This is a genomic window from Achromobacter sp. HZ34, assembly GCF_002209485.1.
In the GTDB taxonomy this organism is placed as follows: domain Bacteria; phylum Pseudomonadota; class Gammaproteobacteria; order Burkholderiales; family Burkholderiaceae_B; genus Bordetella_C.
Genome location: NZ_NJIX01000006.1, coordinates 254198 through 278346 on the forward strand (window position 1 = coordinate 254198; position 24149 = coordinate 278346).

Here is a 24149-nt window from a genome sequence, read left to right on the forward strand (position 1 = left end):
GCGCCGCGGTCAACAAGGTATTCAATACCGTGGCGGCCGGCGTGTCCGGCAGCACCCTCGAAACCGCCGGCCAGGCCGTGACGGTAGAGGCCGTGCAGCAGGCAGCGATCACCACGGTGGTGCTGGGCGCGTCGGTGGCCGTGTCCGCCGGGGGCGCCGTCAATGCGGCCATCGGCGGTGGCGGCGCCCTGGCGCGCAACGTCATCTCCGGACACGTCACCGCCACGGTGACCGGTTCCGTCATCAATACCGTCAGCGGTACCACCAAGGGCGCGGTCGAAGTCAGCGCCCTGGGCCTGTCGCAGATCGATGCCGTGGTGCTGGGCATGTCGGCGGCCGTCTCGGTCAGCCAGTACGGCTCGGTGGCGGCGGCCATCGGCGTGTCGGTCGCGCAGAACGTCATCGGCTACGACGTCGACGGCGGCGGCAGCGTGGTCACGCTGGGCGCGGACAGACCGGTCAACGCCATCCAGGCGCTGGTCGATACCACCACGATGACCGCCGGCGCGGTCGCGGTCACGGCGCGCAACTACACGCTGAATTCCAATGGCGACATTGACCAGCAGCAAAGCATTCACTCGGTGGTGGTGGCTGGCGCCGTGGCGGTGTCGGTGGCTTACGCGCCGCCCATCGTCGATGGCCTCAGCGTAGGCCTGGCCGGCGCGGGTGCCGGCGCGCAGGCGGTGAACAAGATCCAGACCTCCATCAGCGCCAGGATTACCGACGCCAGCCAGGCCCATGGCTGGCAGGCGTCCAGCGTGGACGTGGCGGCGGGCGACCATGCCGACGTCAACAGCACCATCGCCGCGGTGGCGATCAGCGTGGCGGTGTCTCTGGGCGTGGCTGCCAGCCTGTCCGTGGCGGCCTCGCTGGCGCAGAATGCCGTGGCCAATACGGTGACGGCCGGCGTGGACGGCGTGAGTTTCGTCAGCACCCCGTCCATCACGGTGGAAGCCACCAGCGAAGCCAGCATCAAGACGGTGTCGGTGGCCGTGTCCGTCGGCGCCGCCATCGGCCTGGGCGGTGCCGCCATTGCGGGCGGCGGCGCCAATGCCAACAACACCATCGGGTCCTCGGCCAGCGCGCTGGTGGCCAACTCCAAGGTGCAGGGATCGGGCAGCGATGCGCTGACGGTCAAGGCGTCGATGACGGGCAGCATAGACGCGACGGTGGTGGTGGCCAGCCTGGCCCTGACCGCCGGCGGCGCATCGCTGGCCATCGGGGCGTCCACGTCGGAAAACGACATCACGGCAACGGCCGGCGCCAGTGCCGGCATCAGCAATACCAAGGCGGACAACCTGGGCGCGATCTCGGTCGATGCCACCACCTCGCAGACCCTCAAGAGCATCGTGGTGGCCGGCGCCGTCGGCGTGGCCTACAACGGCTACGCCCTGGCGGCGGCGGGCTCATCCACCAGCAATACCACCCGTGCGACCACCAAGGCCTATGTGGAAGGGCTTAGTGGCATCAGCACGGGCAGGGTGGCCGACAGCCTCAGCGTCAAGGCCACGAATACGTCCGTCCTGACCGCCACCGCGGCGGGCGCCAGCCTGGCGGGCACCACCGGCAGCGTGGCCATCGCGGTGGGCGTATCGCTGGCGGACAACGAGGCGCTGGGCAGCGTCGATGCGCACATCTCCGGCTCGACCCTGAACGCCACCACCGGCGCGCAGATGGCCAAGGTCATCGTCAGCGCGGTCGATACCACCACCTTGACCGGGAAGTCGGTGGGCGCTTCGCTGGGCTTCGCCATGAGCGGCGGTTCGCTGGCGGTAGGCGCGGCGACGCTGAAGAACGTCGCGGGCAACAGCGTCAGCGCGACGGTCGCCGATTCCAGTATCTCGGTCTCGGACACTATTTCCGTCACCGCGACCGAAACCAGCAAGCTGGACGGCGTGGCCATCGCCGCCTCGGTGGCGGCCGGTTTCACCGGCGTGAGCGTGTCCGGTTCAGGCGCCTCCACCGAGAACACCGTCGCCGATGCCGTCACGGCCGGCGTCAAGGGATCGACCCTGAACGCGGGCACGGGGCTGACCGTGGACGCCACCAACACGTCCACCATCAGCACGGTGACGGGCGCCGCCTCGGTGGCGGCGACCGGCGCGGGCCTGGCGGCCAGCATCGGCGTATCGCTGGCGCACAACACCTTCGGTTCCAACGGCACGACGACCAACAGCGCCAAGGCATATATCGACAGCAGCACAGTGACGGTGAACAAGGGCGACGTCGATGTGACCGCCACGTCCACCGAAACGCTCACTTCGGTGAACTTCGCCGGCTCGGTGGCCATCGCCGCGGCGGGCGGCCTGACGGCGGCCGGCGCGGGCGCGCAGACGACCAATCGCTTCGCCACCCAGACCACGGCCTATATCGGCAACAAGTCCAATGTCGTGGCCGGCGTTGCCGGCCAGATGGGCTCGGTACTGGTCGATGCGGACGACAGCAGCACCATCCTGAAGTCCGGCACCTATGGCGTGGCGGTCTCCGCATCGCTGCCTATTCCCGGCAATTCGATCAACCTGGCGCTGGCCGTGACGCTGGTCGACAACCGCACGGACAACATCGTCCATGCCTATATCGGCACCGCCGCCGCCACCGCCACCAATGACTACAACGTCGGCGCCTACAACGGCGTAGCCGTGTTGGCGCACGAGAAAACCACCTTCGGCGGCATGGATGCCGTGACGGCGTCCGTCGCGGTGGGTGGCGGCCTCTCGGCCGCCGGTGCCGGCGTCACCGTGACGACGACCACCAACAGCCAGGTGACCTCCGAGGTGACCGGCGCCGGCAAGGTCGGCGCCCTGGACGGCGTGCAGATCCATGCCAACACCGAAGTGCAGTCCTCCATCGACCTGACCCAGGTCAGCGTGGCGGTCGGCACGGTAGGCGCCGCCATCGGCGTCGGCATCGCCAAGAACACCGCCACCGACACCAACACGGCGCGCGTGTCCGGCGCCACGGTGGCGGCACCGGTGGTCGACCTGGTGGCCAACACCCAGATCGATTTCAGCAACACCAAGACGGCCGGCGTGGCCGCCGCCACCGGCCTGTCGGTGAACGTCAACCAGGCCGTGGTGGACATTGCGACCACCACCCTGGCCGAAGCCGTGGCCGGCGCCACGCTGCAAGGCCCGACCACCACCAATATCGACGGCTCCGTGACACCGGGCGTGGTCAACGTCCAGGCCCTGGGCACGTACTACGGCCAGGCAGCCGCCAAGTCCATCACCCTGGGCGTGGTGAACGTCGGCGTCATGCGCGCCGAGACCACCCTGGAAGGCTCCTTGAAGGCGCGCGTGGACAGTGCCACCGTGCAGGCGGACCTGGTCAACATCAATACGTCCACGAAGACGGACCACAACGGCACGGCCGGCCTGACGGTCGACTCGCGCTCGCTCGAAGTCGGCGTGGGCACGGTGCAGGTCGATACGGCCGCCCTGACCACCCGCCTCGATTCCGGCGTCACCGTCACCAGCGGCGCCCGCATCACGGGCACCATGATCAACATCGGCGCCGACCAGGACCTGTACACCGACGCCATCATGGACGCCGGCACCATCGCCGGGGTATCCGGGCGCAAGGGCACCGTCAGCGTCGATATCGGCGGCACGTCGGCCGTCACCATCGATGGTGGTGCCTACGTCAGCGGCAACAAGCTGGACATCCGCACCTACAACAAGGTACGCGGCACGTCCGCGCTGAGCAGCTTCTCGGTGTCCCTGGCCAATGTGGACGCCAGCTCGCAGACGGTCAACATCCGTCCGCAGTCGGTCATCAACATCGCCGGCAGCCGCGGCGCCAACTCCACCATCGACAGCAGCGGCATGACCGTGCTGCTGGCCACGGGCAATTACGATACGCCCGCGACGCTGAACCTGGTGGCGACCAACGACCTCATCTACACGTCGAGCAACAAGATCAAAGGCGTGTCGGGCCTCAGCGCGACCATCTCCACCAACAAGCTGAGCACCGACGGCACGCTGGCCAAGGTCGGCATGAGCGGCGCCTTCGTCAAGAACACCTTCGGCGACGTTACCGTGGGCACGATCACGCTGGGCGTCACCACCACCATGAGCGACATGCTGGTGGTGGCGGTGGCGTCGGTCAACAAATCGGCCAGCAACAACAACCTGACGGTGAACAACTCGGTGGCGGTGGACAACACGTCCATCGAAGGCGACAGCATCATCCTGCTGGCCGGCAGCGGCGCGGCCACCGATGCGGCGCCCACCGGCTATCTGCTGGCCAACGACAACGTCTCGATCACCCTGGTCGGCATCGGCACCGTGCCCCTGGTGGACAGCGGCGCCAAGTCCAAGCAGATCAACACCATCGTCATCGACGGCGTCAGTGCCGGCGGTTCGCTGCTGAAGGCCCAGCGCAATGTGCGCCTGGAAGCCAATCCCGCCACGCTGGACCAGGCCCACGTCAATGGCACGGTCCAGGTCATCGGCCTGAACCTGAATCCGTCCATGAGCCTGTCCACGGGCGTGGTCGACACTAGCGGCAACACGGTCAGCACCAGCAGCGCCACGCAGATCATTGCCGGCACCAATAACGCGTCCAATCTGTTCGTGATCCCGGCGGGCCTTCTGGCCACGATCGCCGGCCTGACCTTGCCCACGCAGGGTAGCCCGACGGTCTCCTTCAATGCCAACTCGGCCATCGTCAAGGCCATCCTTGAAGCGCTGCTGGGCGCGGGCAAGACCAGCACGGACGGCGCCTCCGGCACCGTCAACATCGATGTCAAGTATGAACTGACGGCGTTCCAGGCGTCGGACGTGCTGGTCAACGTCACGACCGGCATGATCATCCAGAACGGCGGCAGCTATTACTACTACAACCAGGCGGACAGCGCGAACCTGAACCTGGCCACGGAGAACTACGGCAATACGTCGCGCTGGGTGCGCCTGGGGTCGCCCACCGACGAGCAGAAGGCCGAGGCCCTGGGCTCGAATTTCGGTACCACGGCGATGAGCAATATCGGCGGCGCCTACTACGTGCTGAAGACGGTGGACATCGACCGGCCGACGCTGCTGTATGCCAACCAGTCGAACATCATCAGCGAGCAGATCCGCACGCTGACGAAGATGAAGACCGAGCACATCTCGGATGCGCAGGCCGTGGCGCGCTACGAGGCCAATATCGCCGCCCTGCAACAACAGCTGCAGAGCGTGCAGATGACCCAGGTGGTCAACGGCCAGCTGGTGTACCTGGATTCCTTCAGCACTTTCTACCTGAACGTACCCAATCTGTACGCGGCGGGCGGTTCGGTGTATGTGAACGCCACCAATACCGATCACGCGCTGGATGGCAATATCCAGGCGCGCTCGAACACGCAGATCAACATCGTCAACGATTCGCCGATGCTGATGAACGTGAACGATGCGGTGGTGCTGGACGGTACCATCATCCGTCCGGGCACCGATGGCCAGTTGAAGGTCTTCAAGTCCGGTTTCGTCTACGTCAACGACCAGTCCGTGCGCGGCACGGCCGGCGCCGACACGGCCGAGATCACGATCAGCCAGTTCAAGAGCGGCTGGGCCGCCGATCCGTATGGCGGCGCGCTGGATTCGGACATGACGGCGCTGCTGATGAACGCGCCGGTGGACCTGAGCCTGCTGGGCGCGGTGGTCAATCCGCTGGGCCATGTGGGCGTGTCCAACTCCCTGGGCAGCATCAACGTCACCGGCAGCATCGACGCCGAAAGCCTGGATATCGCCGCGAAAGGCAACTTCAGCCTGATGAGCGACGGCTGGTTCAACACCGGCACGGATCCCACGGTGCTGAACAACAGCTGGACCGACGTCATCAACAGCCTCAAGAGCGGGGCCAAGAGCACGGGCGTCAGCGACCAGCTGACCAATGCGCTGCTGAGCTGGAATTCCACCACGCTCAGTTCCTTCTCGACCTACCTGAACCAGAACACGCAGGCGCGCGACTCGCGCATCTTCGCCCTGGGCGCGATCAACATCTCCGCGCTGACGCTGAACATCGACGGCAAGATCCAGAGCGGCATCACCGATGCCTACCTGCGTATCGACAGCAGCTTCAAGGGCGACCAGACCAAGCAGCTGCAGGACGCCAACGGCTACGCCATCACCGGCGTGGCGTATAGCGCCGACGGCAGCGTGACCCGCTATGGCGGCATCACCGGCTACTTCGACTACGCCACCCAGAGCATCGTGCTGGATCCCGTGCGCCTGGCCGGCGGCAGCATTACGCTGACCGGGCAGATCGTGTCCGTGGGCAACGGCAACCTGATCGTCGCCAACGGCTATCCGTCGGTACATATCGACAACCAGTCGACCTATGCCCTGATCGTGCATGACATCGACGTCAGCACCTACCGCAAGGGCCGCATCCAGATCATCGACACGGCGCGCGGCCAGAAGGACCTGTACGAGCTGAACGGCACCGACCAGGTGGTGCACACCGTATGGAACGCCTTCGTCCAGGTGACCAACGCCGGCACGGGGCCGGACTACGTCTGGATGTACAAGGACAGCAACGGCGCGCAGAGCACGGCAGGCCATCAGGTGGACAGCAAGACGCTGACCGCGGGCGGCACCGTCAGCTTCAGCTACGCGCCGCAGGCGGGCCAGGTAATGGTGTGGGTGATGGGCTGGAGCTCGGGCGAGACCACCACCACTACCTACACGACCAAGAACCTGAACCTGATCGGCGACGGCGTCGATCCCCTGGGCTGGCTGACCAGCAGCAATACCACCAAGACCGGCCCGGTGACCGTCATGGAAACCCCGCGCCCGGTGCTGGTATCCACCGTGGTGGCCTACGCCAATTCCTCCAGCGTGCCTGACGTGCTGGCAGGCCAGTTGAATGCCGCGGGCGAACTGTCGAATGCGCTGGTGCCCTCGGTGGTCGAAGGCAGCGGCACCCAGACCCTGGTGGAACAGGCCGGCGGCACCATCGTCGGACCGGACGGCAAGACCTATGTGCTGCAGTCCAGTGGCGGTACCTCCATCGATCCCACGGTATTCACCGTGGCCTATCGCAAGTTCAACACCGGCGTGGTGGTGAACAATGACGGTCCGCATACGTCGGGCGGCGGCTGGCTGCGCTACAAGACGACCACGCTGACCCAGGTCGTGCAGAAGAAGCAGCAGGAACTGTTCACGTTCTACGTGCCCGCTTCGCAGCCGATCACGGTGACCTTCCAGGGATCGAGCACGGCGGATAACGCCATCTACATTCGCAGCAACAGCAGCATCTCGGTGGTCGGCAACCTGATCGTCGGCAACGGCAAGAGCGTCTACCTGGAAGCCAATTCCGTGGCGGGGGCGGCGTCCATCACCATGGCGGCCAATGCCGGCATCATGGCGCGCGGCACTGACGGCACCATGCCCACGGCGGCGAATGCCAACCTGAACGTCAGCGCGGTCGCCAATGGCGGCGCCATCAGCCTGAACGTGATGGGCTCGCACGGCGCCACCAGCGCCCAGGCACGCAACGACATTACCTTGAATACCTTCTCGGACGGCGGCCTCAGTTCCTGGCTGTACCTGAAGAATGTGGCGTCGTCGGCGGGCAACGTCTACGTTACCGCCGTGAACGGCATTTTCAACTACACCGCATCGACCACCACCGTTGCGGTGGCGGGCAACCGGGTCGAACTGAACGCCGGCTTCGGCGCCATCGGCACCTCCACCCAGGCGCTGAACATCAACGCGCGCCAGGGCTTCGCGGCCCAGGCGGGCCTGGCGGGCGGTCCCGCCGGCCTGGACAAGAGCATCTACGTGTCGCAGGTCACGGCCGGCAGCGACCTGACGCTGGTCAAGCCGACGTCGTGGAGCAACCCCCAGGCGTCCGTGTACTCCGCACAGGGCGGCGTGACGCTGACCCTGAACGGCGGCTCGCTGCTGGACGGCGAACTGGCCGATACCCGCACCGCCACCGAGAAGGCCTATCCGGAGGTCACGGCGCAGATCGTATCCGGGCTGGAAAGCCAATCGGCGCTGTACGACAGCTACTGGGCGGGCGTGCGCTCGCTGCAGATGGCCACGGTGACCTTGAACGGCAGCGGCACCTATCTGACCACGCAGAGCGACAGCGGCCAGTACCTGTCGGTGCAGATGACGGCGGATCAGTACGGCGCCTCCATCCGCGCGTCGGTCGAGGGGCATCAGCTGGTGCGCCTGGCCTACAACGACAGCCTGGACGGCGGCAAGCGCAAGGAAGTGCTGGGTTACCTGACGGTTGCCAGCGGCGCGGCGGACGGTTTCTACCGTTTCTCCTTCTCCCTGTACAACCCGGCCACCGGTACGGCCGCCACGGTGGCCGACCTGGGTTCGATCGGCTACACGCTGGGAAGCCAGGGTGTGCTGTATGGGCCGGTCTACAGCCTGGCCCAGGGCGGCGACGCCTCTTCGACCAGCCTGCCGGTGTCCTTCACCGTGCCTTCCGGCACGTTGACGGTGAAGAAGGGCTCGGACACCCTGCAGCTGACGTTCAACGACAGCACGCTGCAGATGCTGGCGGGCGGCAGCCTGTTCAATACGAATGCCTATCAGGACATCCTGAGCCACCTGCGCGAATTCGGCTATGTCGTCGTGGACGGCCAGAAGCTGGCCATCGATTCGATCTCGCCGGTGGCGGGACCGTCGGGCTGGCTGGGCCAGGCCAACTTCAGCACCATCCTGATCACGTTGAAGTCGCCCTATGTCGGGCAGTTCGACAACCTGGACAGCTCGGGCCACCAGTCGCTCAACGTCGTGCTTGAAAAGGCCGACGGCTCGCAACTGGCGCTGGGCAGCACCACCGCGACCGTGGATACCGTCAAGCCGTCGGTCCCCAACGGTTCCGGATCGAACGTAGGCATCGTGCTGGGCCTGGGCGAGTTGAACATCAGCCAGTCCGTCATCGATGCCATCGACACGTATAACGGCGCCCACAGCGACACGATCGACACCGGCGCAGGCAGCTTCTACGCCAAGCTCAAGGACATCACGGCCACCGGCGCGGCCGTCATCGAGCGTACGTCGGTCAGCAATAACCTGATGCTGGCGGGCGATACGCTGGGCTGGAGCATAGGCTCGTTCGCGTCCGTGTCGGCCTACAACCAGTGGCTCAACAACACGGCCAACAGCATCGTCGGCACCAAGCTGACCTTCGTCATCGATGGCGTGTCCTACACGCGCACCATCACGGCGGTCAGCCTGGTCAACGCGGATGGGTCGGCGTTCGCGTCGATGAGCAATCGCACTGGCGCTTACCTGAAAGTGACGGTGGATGGCAGCGCCATCGCCCTCAAGAACTACTATGTCCGCAGCAATGCGGGCGTGCTCAGCGACGCCACGCTGCCGAGCCAGATCAAATATGGGCTCACGGGCCTGGCCGCCGGCACGAGCGCCAGCGACAAGATCACCTACACCTTCCGCAATGGCTTCACGGCCACCGCGCTGAAGCAGGGGGTGCAGACCCAGGACGCGCCCAGCTACTACTGGGGCTGGTCCTTCGGCAGCGTGCTGCCCTTCGCCACCTACCACGAGACGGGTGCGGATTACACCGACTACGTCAGCCTTGGCAACAGCATCAGCTGGGACCTGAGTTCGTCGACGCTGAGCGCCGACGCCAAGCTGCAGATGATGAACCAGTTGAAGGCGCTGCTCACGTCGGGGGCGAATATTTCCTTGACCGGCCTGGACCTGTACCTGACCAATAGCGGCGGCAACCTGGTCGGCCACGACCTGGGCGTCTACGACAACGGCAAGCTGAGCATCGTGACGCTGACCGACAGCCAGGGCCATGCGCTGACCGCCAGCAGCCCGGACAGCGCCTGGCTGTCGGGCACGCTGACGTTCAGCGGCAGCGTCTACGCGCAGGAGCAGGCCCTGAAAGACATGAATGTCTACCAGGAGACCAATATCTATGACAGCGCCGCCGGCGCGGCCTATACGCCCAGCATCGGCGGCATGACGGTGAACGCCGGCATCCGCCTGCAGGACCAGGGCTTCGTGCAGCAGTCCCTGGCCCAGTCGGGCAACGTGGCGCTGCGCATCGACGGCAGCGACGCCCTGAGCCAGGGCCAGCGTGTGGAGCTGAGCTTCAGCAATTCCGCGCAGGTCCTGGTGTACTACATCAAGAGCGTCAGCGGCCGTGTCGTCACCCTGGCGGCAACCGCCAATGGGGCCTTCGACGGTAATGCCGCCAGCACCTTGTCGGTGGACCAGCTGTTCCAGGCCGCCGGCACGTCGCTGGGCGCGGTGACGGTGAAACTGCTGGATGCCGCCGCCAGCGGCGCCAGCGTGCAGAACACCGGCGTCATCACCTTGACCACGCTGAACATCGTGCCGGTCACCGATGCCGCGGGCAACGTGACCTCGTACCGCAATCTGCAGAACTACGACCGCGTGTACCTGAACGACGTGACGGCCGCCAGCGGCAAGTTCGTCAGCCTGCAGAACAACGTCGCCTACTACGTGCTGGTCGATAGCGGTACCAACAACATTCGCCTGTTCGCCACGCGCGAAGACGCGATGCTGTACAAGCAGATCCAGGAACTGAACAAGACGACGGACGGCCAGGCGTTGGTGAAGACGCTGTTCACCGACCAGGGCCTGACCCCGGCCATGGTGGCCGGCTTCGCGGCGACGGATCTGGCGGGGCGCTTCACGGTTTCCACCCATCTGTTCACCAGCTCGGCGGCCACCAACGTGGCGGCACTGAGCCCGGATCTGCAGGCGCTGGATCAGTTGCTGAAGAACCAGGCCTACGATCCCAATTACCTGCCGCCGGTGCTCAGCGCAACGGCCGCGGGCAATGTGGTGAAGTCGGTGCGCAACCAGCCGGTGTACGACTATGTCGTCGCGCAGGAAACCACGGCGACCACGGAATACCAGAATTACTGGAGCCAACGCGTGGACGTGGCCAATGGGTCGGTGACGTCGACCTTGGCCAGTGTCGGGCAGAGCAGCTTCAAGCTGTCCAATATGAACATCGTCGATGACGGGACGGGCACCGGTACGATGCGCGCGCTGCGCACGGGCGACCAGATCCTGTTCAATTACTCGACCGGCGGCATCCAGGCCAACACGGCCTACTACGCCATCGTCGGTAGCGACGGCACGATACGCCTGGCGGCCACGCTGGCCGATGCCATGCTGTACCAGACGGGCAGCGACCAGAACGGCGACCTGCTGGCGCTGTATCCCGAAATGGGAACGGCGGTGACCGTCACCTTCGATGCGTCCAGCCTGAACGGCACGGGCGTCACGGCGTACTCGCGCGTCTATACGGCGAAGGCCGATGCGCCGGCGCAGACCGACGCCGAGAAGGCGCGCTACGGCACGTCGTATGTGGCGTCGTACTTCGCCTATATCTACGGCGGCGAGTTGAGCGACATCGCCAACAACCTGCTGTATCCGGTGTCGGCCGCCATCAACGAGACGGTGTTCGGGGTGCAGGCGGACTCCACCGGCGCGACCAGCGGCGACCGCTTCCTGAACATCAAGGCCGGCAAGGACATCGTGCTGCGCACGTCGGGGCAGGGCACCATCGGTGCGTCCCTGGGCGACTACACGCTGAAGCTGCCGGACCTGAGCCAGATCCTCAGCGACGCCGACCGCGCCAACGCGTTCAACTATCTGCCGGAAGCCGACCAGGCGGTGCTCTCGCGCGCCAATGCGGTCAACCTGGCGGGGGTTTACCACACGCTGTATGAATACGTCGGGCCGTCGGGCTCGGTCAGCCTGGATCGCACCACGATAGACTTCAGCGACACGTCGCTGTGGCATCAAGTTCAGCCGGTGTTCTCCAGCGATGCGGGCCTGCTGAACGGCCAGACGCTGGCCGCGGGCACCATGGTGCAGTTCCTGTTCTCCGACGACTTCAACCTGTACAAGACGACGCGCTCGGTCTTCGTCTACAACAGCAAGCTGGTGGAGAACGGCACGTTGGCGGAGAAGACCGCGCAGTTGGCAAGCGTGGAGGCCGCCAGGGCGCGCGGCGAGCAGGTCGTGGACATCGGCAGCGGCTTTCGCGATGCGGTGTTCACGAAGGTGGACGTGCCTTATGTCAGCCACGACGGCGACAGCAGCCAGGCCTTGGACACGGGCATGCTGGTGGGCGACATCCGCGATCCGCGCTACCTGACGCTGCGCTTGACGCGTTCGCTGGCGGTGGACGCGGACCATGGCGTGGTGTCGGCCTATAGCGATACGACCATAGGCCTGGATTCGCCCAATGGCAGCATCCGCCTGGGCGATATCCATGCGGCCGGCTATATCAGCATCGATGCGTCGGGCACGGGAGCCTCGATCATCGGGACCGCTGCGGGAACGATAGAAAGCAGCGGTCAGGTCAGCCTGGTGGCCAAGGGCGACATCACCGGCGGCACGCTGGATGGCAGCGGCGTCTATCAGGCCGATGGCAACAAGAATCTGCAGTTGAACCTGAAGGCGGGACACTCGCTGTATGTCGAAACGGGCGGGATCGCGCGGGTCGAGCAACAGGGCAGCGTGGACCTGAACGTGGTGCTGGCGACGATGGCCGGCACGCAGGAAAGCGCCTCGCTGTTCAAGGCGGGTGCCAATCTGCTGGTGGGCCAGATTTCGGCAGCGGGCAACCTGACGCTGGAGGCGGGCCAGGCCATCCTGAACAACACGCCGGATGGGCAGTTGCAGTACGCCAACGTGGTGCTGTCGGATCTCGATCAGGTAGACCTGGATGCCCTGGGCTATACGCGCCAGATCGTGCTGAGGGCCGGCACGACCGTGGGCACGTTGGGTACCGACCTGACGCAGGACGGAACGCCGTTGCTGATACGCGTGTCGCCGCTGGATACCCTGGCGACCGTGAGTGCCTATGGCTCGGGCGGCGTGAACCTGTACAGCTTCAATTCCTTGCGCCTGGGTACCGTGGACACCACGGGTACGGGCGGCGCGGCGGGAGATGTGCGCATCTATGCGGTGGACAGCATCCTGAACGGTTCGGCCAGCGGCGCCGCGGCGCTGGTGGCGCGCAATGCGTATTTAAAGACCCTGAACGGCACGATAGGCATCGCCGGGGAAGCGCTGTTGACCGACCTGTCGGGTTGGCTGAAGGCGTCCGCGCAGGAGGCGATCTATTTGAGCCAGGTCGGGGCGCATGATCTGGCGTTGGCGCAGGTCGAGTCGCGCGACAGGGCCGAGGTTCATCTTTCCAGTGCCACGAGCATCGTGAATGACAAGACGGCGCAGGCCGGCTTGTCGGTGGACCGGGATGCGCCGGTGGTCGTCGGCGGCAGCTTGTACTTCACCGCCGGCGGTTCGGTGGGTGGGTATTCACAGGCCCAGGTGCCGGGGATCGCGGTCAACGACGCGCTGGTGGTGGCGGCGGTGGGCAGTGGCGCCACGATCAATGTCGATGCGGTCGGCGATGCGGCGCTGGTGCAGGTAGCCAGTGCCAAGGACGCCGCCGGTGTCACGCAGGCGCTGGTGCTGAATGTGGGCACGGTGCAGGCGGATAATGCCTGGCTGGTGGCGCGCCATGACGCTGCCGCCAGCGGAACGACCGGGGATATCGTCATGTCGGCGGCTTCGGTCGTCGGTGCGATGGGAACCTTGAGCCTGCTGGCTGGCAACAATATCAACCAGGTTGCCGGGTCGGTGGTGCAGGCGGGGCAGCAGATGTACTTGCGCAGCGACCGGGATGATCGTTCCGGGGCTGCCGGGTATGGGAAGGCCAGCACTATCGCCATTTCCGGCCGCCTGCTGGCGCCGGAGCTGTTCATCGACGGCAGCAGCGGTGGGGTGAACATGATCACGTTCTCCGACACCGCGGAAATCGCCGGTTCGGTGGATGGTGTCGGCGGCTTGGTGCAAGGTACGGCAGTGACCGTGACTGGCGGCTCGGCTGTGGATAACATTACCGTCGCGGCCTTGACGCTGGATACGGTAACGTTCACCGTCGCTACCTTGGCGGGCGACGACGTCATCGATTTCCACTCGACGATGTCCACCGGTTCTATCGTGATCGACGCGGGCGAGGGCACGAATTCGGTATCGGTGGCCGACATGGCGCTGGGCGGCGACGCCAGCATCACCAGCGGTAGCGGCAATGACAGCATCACGCTGCTGCGTGTGGGCCAGACTGGCGCGTTGACGATTGATGCCGGCAACGGCAACAACACCGTCAGCCTGGATACGGTGACGGTCGATCTGACCGCCGACATCACCACCGGCAGTGGCGACGACCTGATTGATCTGGTCAACTCCACGGTCACCGTTACGCTGACGATAGCCAGCGGCGACGCGGCGACGGCGGATACGGTCAATCTGACCGACATCACGCTGGGCGCGGACGCCAGCATCACCAGCGGTAGCGGTGATGACAGCGTCACGCTGCTGCGTGTGGGCCAGGCCGGCGCACTGACGATCGATGCCGGCAACGGCGACAACACGGTCAGCCTGGATACGGTGACGGTCGATCTGACGGCTGACATTACCACCGGCAGTGGCGACGACCTGATTGATCTGGTCAACTCCACGGTCACCGGTACGCTGACGATAGCCAGCGGCGACGCGGCGACGGCGGATACGGTCAATCTGACCGACATCACGCTGAGCGCGGACGCCAGCATCACCAGCGGTAGCGGCAACGACAGCATCTCCCTGCTGCGTGTGGCCCAGGCCGGCGCACTGACGATCGACGCCGGCAACGGCGACAATACGGTCAGCCTGGATACAGTGACGGTCGATTTGACGGCCGATATGACGACCGGCAGTGGCGATGACTCGATCACGTTGACCAGCTCGACCGTCACGGGCGCGCTGACCATCGACAGCGGCGACGCAGCGACGGCGGATACGGTCAACCTGACCGACATCACACTGGGCGCGGATGCCAGCGTCACCAGCGGTAGCGGCAACGACAGCATCACGCTGCTGCGTGTGGCCCAGGCCGGCGCACTGGCGATCGACGCCGGCAACGGCGACAACGCGGTCAGCCTGGATACGGTGACCGTCGATCTGACCGCCGACATCACCTCCGGTAGTGGCGACGACCTGATTACCCTGGTCGACTCCACCATCACCGGTGTGCTGACTATCGACAGCGGCGACGCCAACACGGCGGATACGGTCAAGCTGACCAACATCACCCTGGGCGCGGACACCAGCATCACCAGCGGCACGGGCGACGACTTCATCACCCTGCATCACGTCACCAGCGCAGGCGCCCTGGTCATCGCCGCCAACGAAGGCAACAACACCATCACCCTGGATGACGTCTCGATGGCCCTGGCCACGAACATCACCACCGGTGCCGGCGACGACCAGATCCTCATCGACAGCTCCATCCTGACCGGCGCCGTCACCATCACCAGCGGCGACGCCATCACGGGCGATACCATCACCCTGACCGACGTCGCCCTGGGCGCCGCCGCCACCATCACCAGCGGCGACGGCGACGACTTCATCACCCTGGAACGCGTGACCGCCGCAGGGGTGCTGTCCATCGCCGCCCATGAGGGCAACAACACCATCGTCATGGACACCGTGGAGATCGCGCTCTCCGACCTCACCGTCGGCGGCGACACCAATCTCACCACCGGTGGCGGCAACGACAGCATCACCCTGCGCCACGTGACCAACACCGGCTCGATGACCATCAACGCCGGCGACGGCGACAACACCATCAGGCTGGGCTTCGTCTCGGTCGGCCTGTACACGGATCTCATCACCGGCAACGGCAACGACGCGGTCTCCGCTACCGACACCGACATCGGCGGCGCGCTGACAGTGCGCACCGGCGACGCACCGGTCCGTGACAGCGTCACCCTGACGCGCGTCAGTGTCGGCGCCACGTCCGCGGTCACCACCGGCAACGGTGCCGACCTGGTCACCGTCACCGACACGGAAATGCAAGGCCGCCTGACCATGGACACCGGCGCGGGCAACGACACGATACGCATCGAACGCATCATCCTGCGGGCCGGTGCCGACGTGTCCGCCGGCACGGACGACGACTACATCTACCTGTCCGCCCGCACCTTGGCCGGCCACATCACCCTGCACGGCAACGCCGGCAACGACCTGATCATCCTGGACCAGTTGCCGTCCCTGACCAGCCAGCAGGCGATCGCAGGCAAACCGGACACCATCGACGTCGATGGCGGCACGGGCAACGACCGCGTCATCGTCAACCTGAACAGCGTCCTCACCGCCATCAACGTCAACGTCCGCGACACCGACGACCACGGCGCCGAGAACCTGGCCGACGTGAACACCCTGACCATCAACGGCAACGCCCAGGACCAGACCTTCCTGCTGCGCGAAAACTTCGTCGCCCTGCTGACCCCGCAAGGCACCGCGGGCGCCTACGACCCGGCCATCCAGCGCATCAACTACGATCGCACGATGACCGGCGGCCTGCGCCTGAACGCAGTCGATGGCGGCAACCGTTTCTACCTGGACGACAGCAGCACCACCGTGGTGATCGATGCCGGCCTGGGCAGCGACCCGGCCAAGCACAACGAGTTCCAGATCGGCCAGCTGTACGGCCAGGCGCCCCAGTTCCCCAACGTCGCCACTGGCGATACGGTGGACACGGTCCTGACCACCCAAGGCTACCTGTCGCGCGGCAACAGCTTCGCCACCACCATCTACGGCGCGGCCGACAACGCGAACATCTTCCGCGTGTACAGCAACGCGGCTCCCCTGGCCCTGTATGGCGGCAATGCCGACGACCAGTTCATGGTCTACGCCTTCAAGCAGGCCGCCACCAACGCCAGCGGCGGACGCGACTATGTGCTCAACGGCCCGGTCGCCATCGACGGCGGCGGCGGTGTCAACACCTTCACGGCCCTGGGCTCCGAAGACGAAGACGATTTCGCCATCACCCAGGAAGCCATCCGTGGCGCGGGGCTGAACACCAGCTACCAGAACATCCAGCGCGTCAACCTGGATGCCCGCGAAGGCAATGACCACATCTACGTGCTGTCCACCCGCAGCAACGCCATCACCACCCTGATCGGCGGCCGCGACAGCGACACCTTCGACCTGGCCGGCGATGTGGCGCCCAACACCATCGTCACGGGCCGCTCGGCCTCGCGCGATACCCGCGACGGCCAGAGCCCGGTGGCCATCACCACCCAGGCCGGCCAGCTGAACAGCGACGGCAGCAACGCGCTGTCGGTCTCGGTCAGCCTGGCCGGCAGCATCCTGCCGCGTCCGGCCAGCGGCCAGGCCTATGTGTCGCTGAGCAGCGCCATGCTGTCGTCGGCCCTGTACGGCTCCCTGACCCAGGGCACCGGCCTGGCGGCCAACAGCACCCTGGCGCAGGCACTGGACAGCCTGGACGGCCGCGGCCTGCTGCTGTCCACCGACGGCGGCCTGACGTGGCATCAAAGCGTCGTGCTGACCTTCGATGCCAATGGCACCGGCGCCAACGCCTGGACCGCCACGCAGCAAGTGCTGGTCAAGGTCGAGAACGGCACCGGCGTGGGCCTGTCCGCGGCCGATCTGTCCGGCATGGACCTGCACCTGGCGGCGTCGCTTTTCACCACGCTGCCCGGCCTGCGCGACGTGGCGCTGGCACCCATCGTCGTCACGGTGGCGCAACCCAACTATGCCGGCCCGGCCAACAACGTCGACAAGGTGCGCAACCCGCGCCAGACCGACCAGCCGGCCATCGTGGTGGACCCCGCCACGGGCATCAGCTACGCCAACTTCGCCAACCAGCCACACGACGTGTCCGCCATCCAGGGCGGCCTGCTGGTCGAAGGCGATGTCCTGGACACGCCGGACTACGACGGCACGCTGCACCAGGCCATCCACCTGCCCAGCGAAAGCGACGGCCCGCTGGCGCCGCGCGCCTCGGGCGTTCCCACGCCCACGGCCACCAACGACCGCATCCGCGTGTTCGATGACGGCACCAGCACCGGCCAGACCGGCATGCAAAGCCAGGTGCGCAGCACCGACGGCCTGGGCCAGGTCTACAACGATCCGCAGGCAGCCAACTTCGGCTGGCTGACCGGCCTGGGCATGACCACCGGCGTCGATTCCAACGCCGCCGCCATCATCCAGACCGGCCATGCGGGCACCACCCACGTCTACGACAGCGGCGTGGTCTTCCATGGCGTCGAGTCGGTCAACACCATGCTGGGCACCGGCAACGATGTCTACACGGTCAAGCACGCGACCGTCGGCACCGTCACCCTGGTGCAGGGCGGCGGGGGCGACAACCTGCTGATCGCCCAGGGCGACACCGTGGGCGGCAATACCCGCCCCGTGCTGTTGTTCGGTTCGACCAGCCAGGACGATGCCTACTACACCGCCAGCGCCGGCCAGCGCGTGGCCGGCCAGGCATTGGCCTTCGGTAACACGGGAAATGGGGTTGGCAACAACACCCTCGACGCCAGCGCCACCAGCCAGGGCGTGATCCTGTATGGCGGTGCCGGCAACGACACCCTCATCGGCGGCACGGGCAATGACCTGATCGCCGGTGGCGGCGGCAGCAACGTCATCCACGCCGGGCAGGGCAACAACATCGTGTTCGGCAATGCCGGCATGAACGTCAGCCTGACCGCGCCGATGGACATGGGCGTGGCCGCGCCGGGCGTCGACCAGCAGTCGCTGTACTCGCTCAGCCTGGTGCTGACGCCCGCGCTGGCGGCGCAAGCCGCGGCAGGCGCGGCGGCCGACCGCCTGGCTGTGGGCAACAACACCATCGACGCGCAGGACGGCAACAACATCATCTTCGCCAACTACGGCAGCATCACCACGGCGGCGCCGGTCAACTGGCTGCGCGACCGTGGCGACTTCATCGACGGCGCGGCGCCTGGCGGCACCGTGCGCCACCTGTCCGGCGCGGGCCTGCTGGCCTTGGGCACGATAGACCTGCCGTCGGCGGGCGGGGTCAACACTATTACCGTGGGCGGCGGCCGCAACGTCCTGTTCGGCGGCATGGGCGATGACGTCATCCGCGCCAATGGCGCGGGCTACAACCTGATCGCCGGCGATGGCGTGCTGGCCTCTTACTTCACCAACGGCCACATCGCCACCTTCGCGTCCATCTCGTCGGCGACCGGCGGCAACGACAAGTTGTACAACAACGGCACGGGCGTGATGATAGGCGGCGCGGGCGCCGACTACATCGAGAGCGGCGCCGGCAATAACATCATGCTGGGCGACAACGGCATGGTGCAGTTCATCGACGACAAGCCGCGCCTGGTCGCCACCACCGATATCGCCTACGGCGACGGCGACACGCTGTGGGCCGGCCCGGGCTCCAACATCATGCTTGGCGGTAAGGGCGACGACCTGTTCAAGGGCAGCCTGAGCAAGGACGTGATGGTGGGCGACTATGCCGCCATCACCCTGGACGAGAACGGCGTCGCCACCAACCTGACCCGCTTCGGCCCCGGCGGCAACCGGCCGGACCTGATCACGCGGGTGCTGGAAGACCTCTACACCTGGCACTGGAACATGGAGTCGCCGGCGATTCCGCGCATGGCCAGCCCGACGTCCAACGGCAACGGTTGGGCCGAGCGCAATGCCTTCGCCATGCTGGGCAGTTCCAGCGATCCCCAGGAAGCCCGCATCAGCCTGGCGCCGCGCCAGCCGGACATCGTCATCGGCAGGCACGACGAGGACATCGCCGACGGCGGTGGCCAGGTCGAAGGCCAAGTCTCCGTCCCGGGCAACACGTCCTGGGCAGGCGGGGGCGGCCAGGCTACCGACAGCGCCATCGCAGGCAACGGCAACGGCAGGAGCGACGCCGCCGATGGCGGACGCAAGCGTCCCGCGGCAGGGGAAAATCGCGGCAAAACCACAGTACCTGTAACGCCGGCTGACACGGTGCCGGAAGATGCCGACAATACGGCCCTGCCGCATGCCGGGCTCGATACCGATCGCGGCGCGCAGGGTCCGCAAGGCCAGGCGCGGTCCAGCGCGACGCCTCACGCAGGCGCCGGCGCCACGGCAGAGCAGGGCGGCCAGCACGACCACGCAGCCCTGGCCGCGGGCGTGGCGTTGCTGGGCTTGTCCTGCGTGCTGGGCACGACGGGCGGCAAGGGCGGCACGGTGGTCTTCAATTCCAGGACCCATACCTGGGATACGAAGGGCAAGCGCAAGCGCGGACCGACGGTCGGTGCCGCGCAATCGGATGAAACGCAGACTGAGCAGGTCGTGGAGGAAGTGAGCGCGGATGAATGAGGCAGGCAATGCCGCCGTGTCGGTCCTGGTCAACCGCGCCGAACTGGCGTGGTGGTCCGCGTTGTCGAACACCAGCGACAAGTCCGCTTTCCTGGGCGCCTGGCTGGCCTTGCAGGCGGGCCAGCTGCCGCGCGTACGCGATGCCGTGCTGGTGCTGGGCGAACCCGATACCGGCCCCTTCGAGCCGGTCGCCCACTTTCCCCAGGATGGCGCCGCCGCCGCGGCCTTGTACGACACCGTCAATGAATCGCTGGCGGACCGGGAAGTGGCCGTCACCCTGGACGGCCAGCGTCTGGTCATCGCCTATCCCGTCCTGCTGGCGGGCCGCCTGCACGGCGTCGCCGCGTTCCAGACCGCGCCGCAGCCGCCCGAACCGCTGATCCAGAAGCTGCGCTGGGGCGTCGGCGTCCTCGAATCCTGGCTGGTGCAGCGTGCCGACCGTGGCAGCGAGCAAAGCGTCGAGCGCCTGATGACCGTCATCAACAGCGTGGCCAAGGCGCTGAAGGAGGGCGGCTCCAAGGATGTCGCCCTGACGTTGGCGACCGACCTGGCGACGCGGCTGGACTGCGACCGCGTCAGCATCGGCTTTCGCAACGATGGCCGTGCGCGCGTGTACGCGCTGTCGCACAGCAGCAAATTCGTCCACAACACCAACCTGATCCACGCCGTCGCCGAGGCGATGGACGAGGCCATCGACCAGAACACCCTGATCTGCCTGCCGCAGGATCGCGACCGCACCCTGCAATCACGCGCGCACCAGAAGCTGGGCCGCGAGTTCGGCAACCAGAGCCTGCTGACCATACCCTTCACGCCGGATGGCGAGGCCAAGGGCGCCATGGTGTTCGAGCGTCCCGACGACCGTCCCTTCGACGCCCAGGACATCGAGTTGTGCCAGAGCATCGTGGTGCTGGTGGGACGCATCCTGTACCAGCGCCGCCAGCAGGAGCGTCCGTTCTGGATCCGCGGGCGCGACGCCGTGCTGCGCGAATGCGGCCGCCTGTTCGGCGCCCGCTACATCGGCCGCAAGCTGCTGGTGCTGGCGTTGTTGCTGGTGCTGCTGTTCGGCGTGGCGGTGCCGGGACCGTTCCGTGTCACGGCCACGGCCACCGTGCAGGGCATCATCCAGCGATCGCTGGCGGCGCCCTTCGACGGCTACGTGGGCGATGCCGCGCACCGCGCCGGCGACGTGGTGAAGAAGGACGAAGTGCTGGCCACCTTCGACACCCGCGAAACGGAACTGGAACTGCTGCGCGCCGGCAACCTGGAAGTGCAGTACCGCCGCCAGGCCGAGGAAGCCATGGCGCAAGGCAATAGCGCCGCCGCGGCCATCGCCCAGGCCCAGGCGCGCCAGGCCTCGGCGCAGATCCAGTTCTACCGCGAACAGATCGCCCGCGCGGCCTTGAAGGCTCCCTTCGACGGCATCCTGGTCAGCGGCGACCTCAGCCAGCAGTTGGGCGAGGCAGTCAAGCGGGGCCAGGAGCTGTTCAAGATCTCTCCCATGGACCGCTACCGCCTGTGGCTGGACGTGGACGACCGCGAAATCGACGACATCCAGGTCGGCCAGACGGGCAGGGTGGCGCTGGCGGCCATGCCCGACCAGCAGATTGCGTTCACAGTGCTGCGCGTGGTGCCGCTGGCGCAAGTGCAGGAAGGCAAGAGCGTGTTCCGCCTGGAAGCGCGCCTGGACGGCGACGCCTTGCCGGCCTTGCGCCCCGGCATGGAAGGCGTGGGCAAGATCGATATCGGCCGGCGCAGCTACTTCTGGATCTGGACCCACGGCTTCGTCGAGTGGTTCCGCCTGAAGTGGTGGGACTGGTTCCAGTAGCCGGATCGCCGCACACCATGGCCGTCACCGCTCTCCATAGCAATGCCTGGCACCGCGTCAGCCAGCTGCGGCCGCGCCTGCGCTCGCATGTGCGGATCCACCGCCACGTCTATCGCGGCGAGATCTGGTACGTGATGCAGGACCAGAGCAATGGGGAGTACCACCGCTACACCCCTGAAGCGAACCTGCTGATCAGCCTGATGGACGGCCGCCGCACGGTGCAGCAGATCTGGGACATCGCCTGCGGCCAGCTGCCCGATGACGCCATGCCGCAGGACGAAGTGATCCGGCTGATGTCGCAACTGCATCGCGCCGACGTGCTGTTGACCGACCGGGCGCCGGACGTGCGCGACCTGGTGGAACGGCGGCGCCGCCAGCGGACCCAGAAACTCAAGCAGTACATCGGCAATCCCAGCGCCTTGAAGCTGCCGGTGCTGGACCCGGACCGCCTGCTGGATCGCGGCCTGCCCTTCGTTCGGTGGATCTTCACCTGGTTCGGCGCCTTGCTGTGGCTGGCGGTGGTCGGCTACGGCGCCGTGCAGGGGGCGATGCATTGGCAGGCCTTGACCCACAACGTGTGGGACCAGGTTTTCTCCACGGGCAATGTGGTGACCATGCTGCTGGTGTATCCCATCGTCAAGGCCATCCACGAACTGGGGCACGCGTTCGCCATCAAGGTGCGCGGCGGCGAGGTGCACGAGATCGGCCTGATGTTCCTGCTGCTGGTGCCCATTCCCTATGTGGATGCGTCCGCCGCGGCGGCTTTCGCCGACAAGCGCCAGCGCATGCTGGTGGGCGCGGCGGGCATCATGGTGGAACTGTTCCTGGCGGGACTGGCCATGGCGGCCTGGGTGCAGCTCGATCCCGGCCCGTTGCGGTCGATCGCCTATACCGTGGTGCTGATCTGCGGCGTGTCGACGCTGCTGATGAACGGCAATCCCCTGCTGCGCTACGACGGCTATTACGTCCTGTCCGACGCCATCGAGATCCCCAACCTGGGCCAGCGCGCCAACGGCTATGTGGGGTATCTGGTCAAGCGCTACGTGCTGTGGCTGCAGGCGTCCGAGCCGCCGCACGCGAGCGGTGGTGAAAAGACGTGGTTCGTGTTCTACGCGGTGCTGTCGTTCTGCTACCGCCTGTTCATCATGGGCCTGGCGATCTTCATCGTGGCCAAGCGGTTTTTCTTCTTCGGCATCCTGCTGGCGCTGTGGTCGCTGTACACGGCCATCGTGCTGCCCTTGTGGCACCTCGGGCGCCATCTGGTCACCGATCCGCAGATCCAGGCGCGCCGCGCGCGGTCCTACCTGGTGGCGGGCCTGGGCCTGCTGGGCCTGGTGGGGGCGCTGGCCCTGGTGCCGCTGCCGGCCTCGACCAATACCGAAGGGGTGGTATGGGTGCCGCCCAGCGCGCAGTTGCGTGCCCCTGTCAGCGGCTTCATCCGCCAGGCACTGGGCGAGGATGACGCCAGCGTCGCCGCCGGCACGCCCCTGGTGGTCATCGAGAACGACGAGCTGGGCCGGCGCCTGGCCACCCTGGCAGCCCAGTCCGACGAATACCAGGCGCGCTATGTCGAGGCTTATGCCAAGAACCGCGTGCAGGCCGACATCATGAAGCATCAATGGACCAGCCTGCAGGCGGAGCGGCGCATCGTGCAGGGCCAGGCCGACGCGCAACGGGTCAGCAGCCAGCATGCGGGCCGTTTCATTCCGGCGCATCCGGGCGACATGGTGGGCCGCTACGTGCAGCGCGGCGAGCTGCTGGGCTATGTGCTGACCCATGCGGAATACGTGCGCGTGGTGGTGCCGCAATCGGGCCTGGAGCGGATCCAGCGGTCCAACGAGGGCGTGCGCGTGCGCCTGGCGCAGGACACTGCGCGGGAATACCGCGTCGCCATCGCGCGCGAGGTGCCGGCCGCCACCGATGAATTGCCCAGCATGGCCTTGAGCCTGCAAGGGGGCGGCACCATCGGCGTGGATACGCGCAAGTCCAAGGACGGTCCCGCCAAATCGGCCGAGAACCTGTTCGTCATGGATCTGGCGCTGCCGCCGGGCATCGAGCGCCTGTATCTGGGCGGCCGGGTCTATGTGAAGTTCGACCACGCGCCGCGTCCCATCCTGTACCAGGCCTACGATGCCTTGCGCCAGGTGCTGCTGCATCAGCTGCAGGTGTGA

3 protein-coding genes (1 of these 3 cut by a window edge) are annotated in these 24149 nt (G+C 66.5%); all 3 read left to right on the forward strand.

All coding sequences use genetic code 11. From position 1 onward, the window contains the following. Tightly spaced (at most 17 nt apart), the 3 genes in view from CEY05_RS23305 to CEY05_RS23315 form a layout consistent with a single transcriptional unit that may run on beyond the window. Positions 1-20153, forward strand: the 3' portion of a protein-coding gene (locus tag CEY05_RS23305) for a DUF4347 domain-containing protein (RefSeq protein ID WP_088599649.1). 13207 nt of this gene lie to the left of the window's left edge; the window shows 20153 of its 33360 coding nt (coding positions 13208-33360); the start codon falls outside the window, past its left edge; it ends in the stop codon at positions 20151-20153. After that, a complete protein-coding gene (locus CEY05_RS23310; protein WP_088599650.1) occupies positions 20146-21978 on the forward strand; it encodes an HlyD family efflux transporter periplasmic adaptor subunit in 1833 nt (610 codons plus the stop codon). The genes CEY05_RS23305 and CEY05_RS23310 overlap by 8 nt, the downstream gene beginning before the upstream one ends. Before the next feature lie 17 nt (positions 21979-21995). Then, positions 21996-24149, forward strand: a complete 2154-nt coding sequence (locus CEY05_RS23315) for a hypothetical protein (RefSeq protein WP_088599651.1) — start codon at positions 21996-21998, stop codon at positions 24147-24149.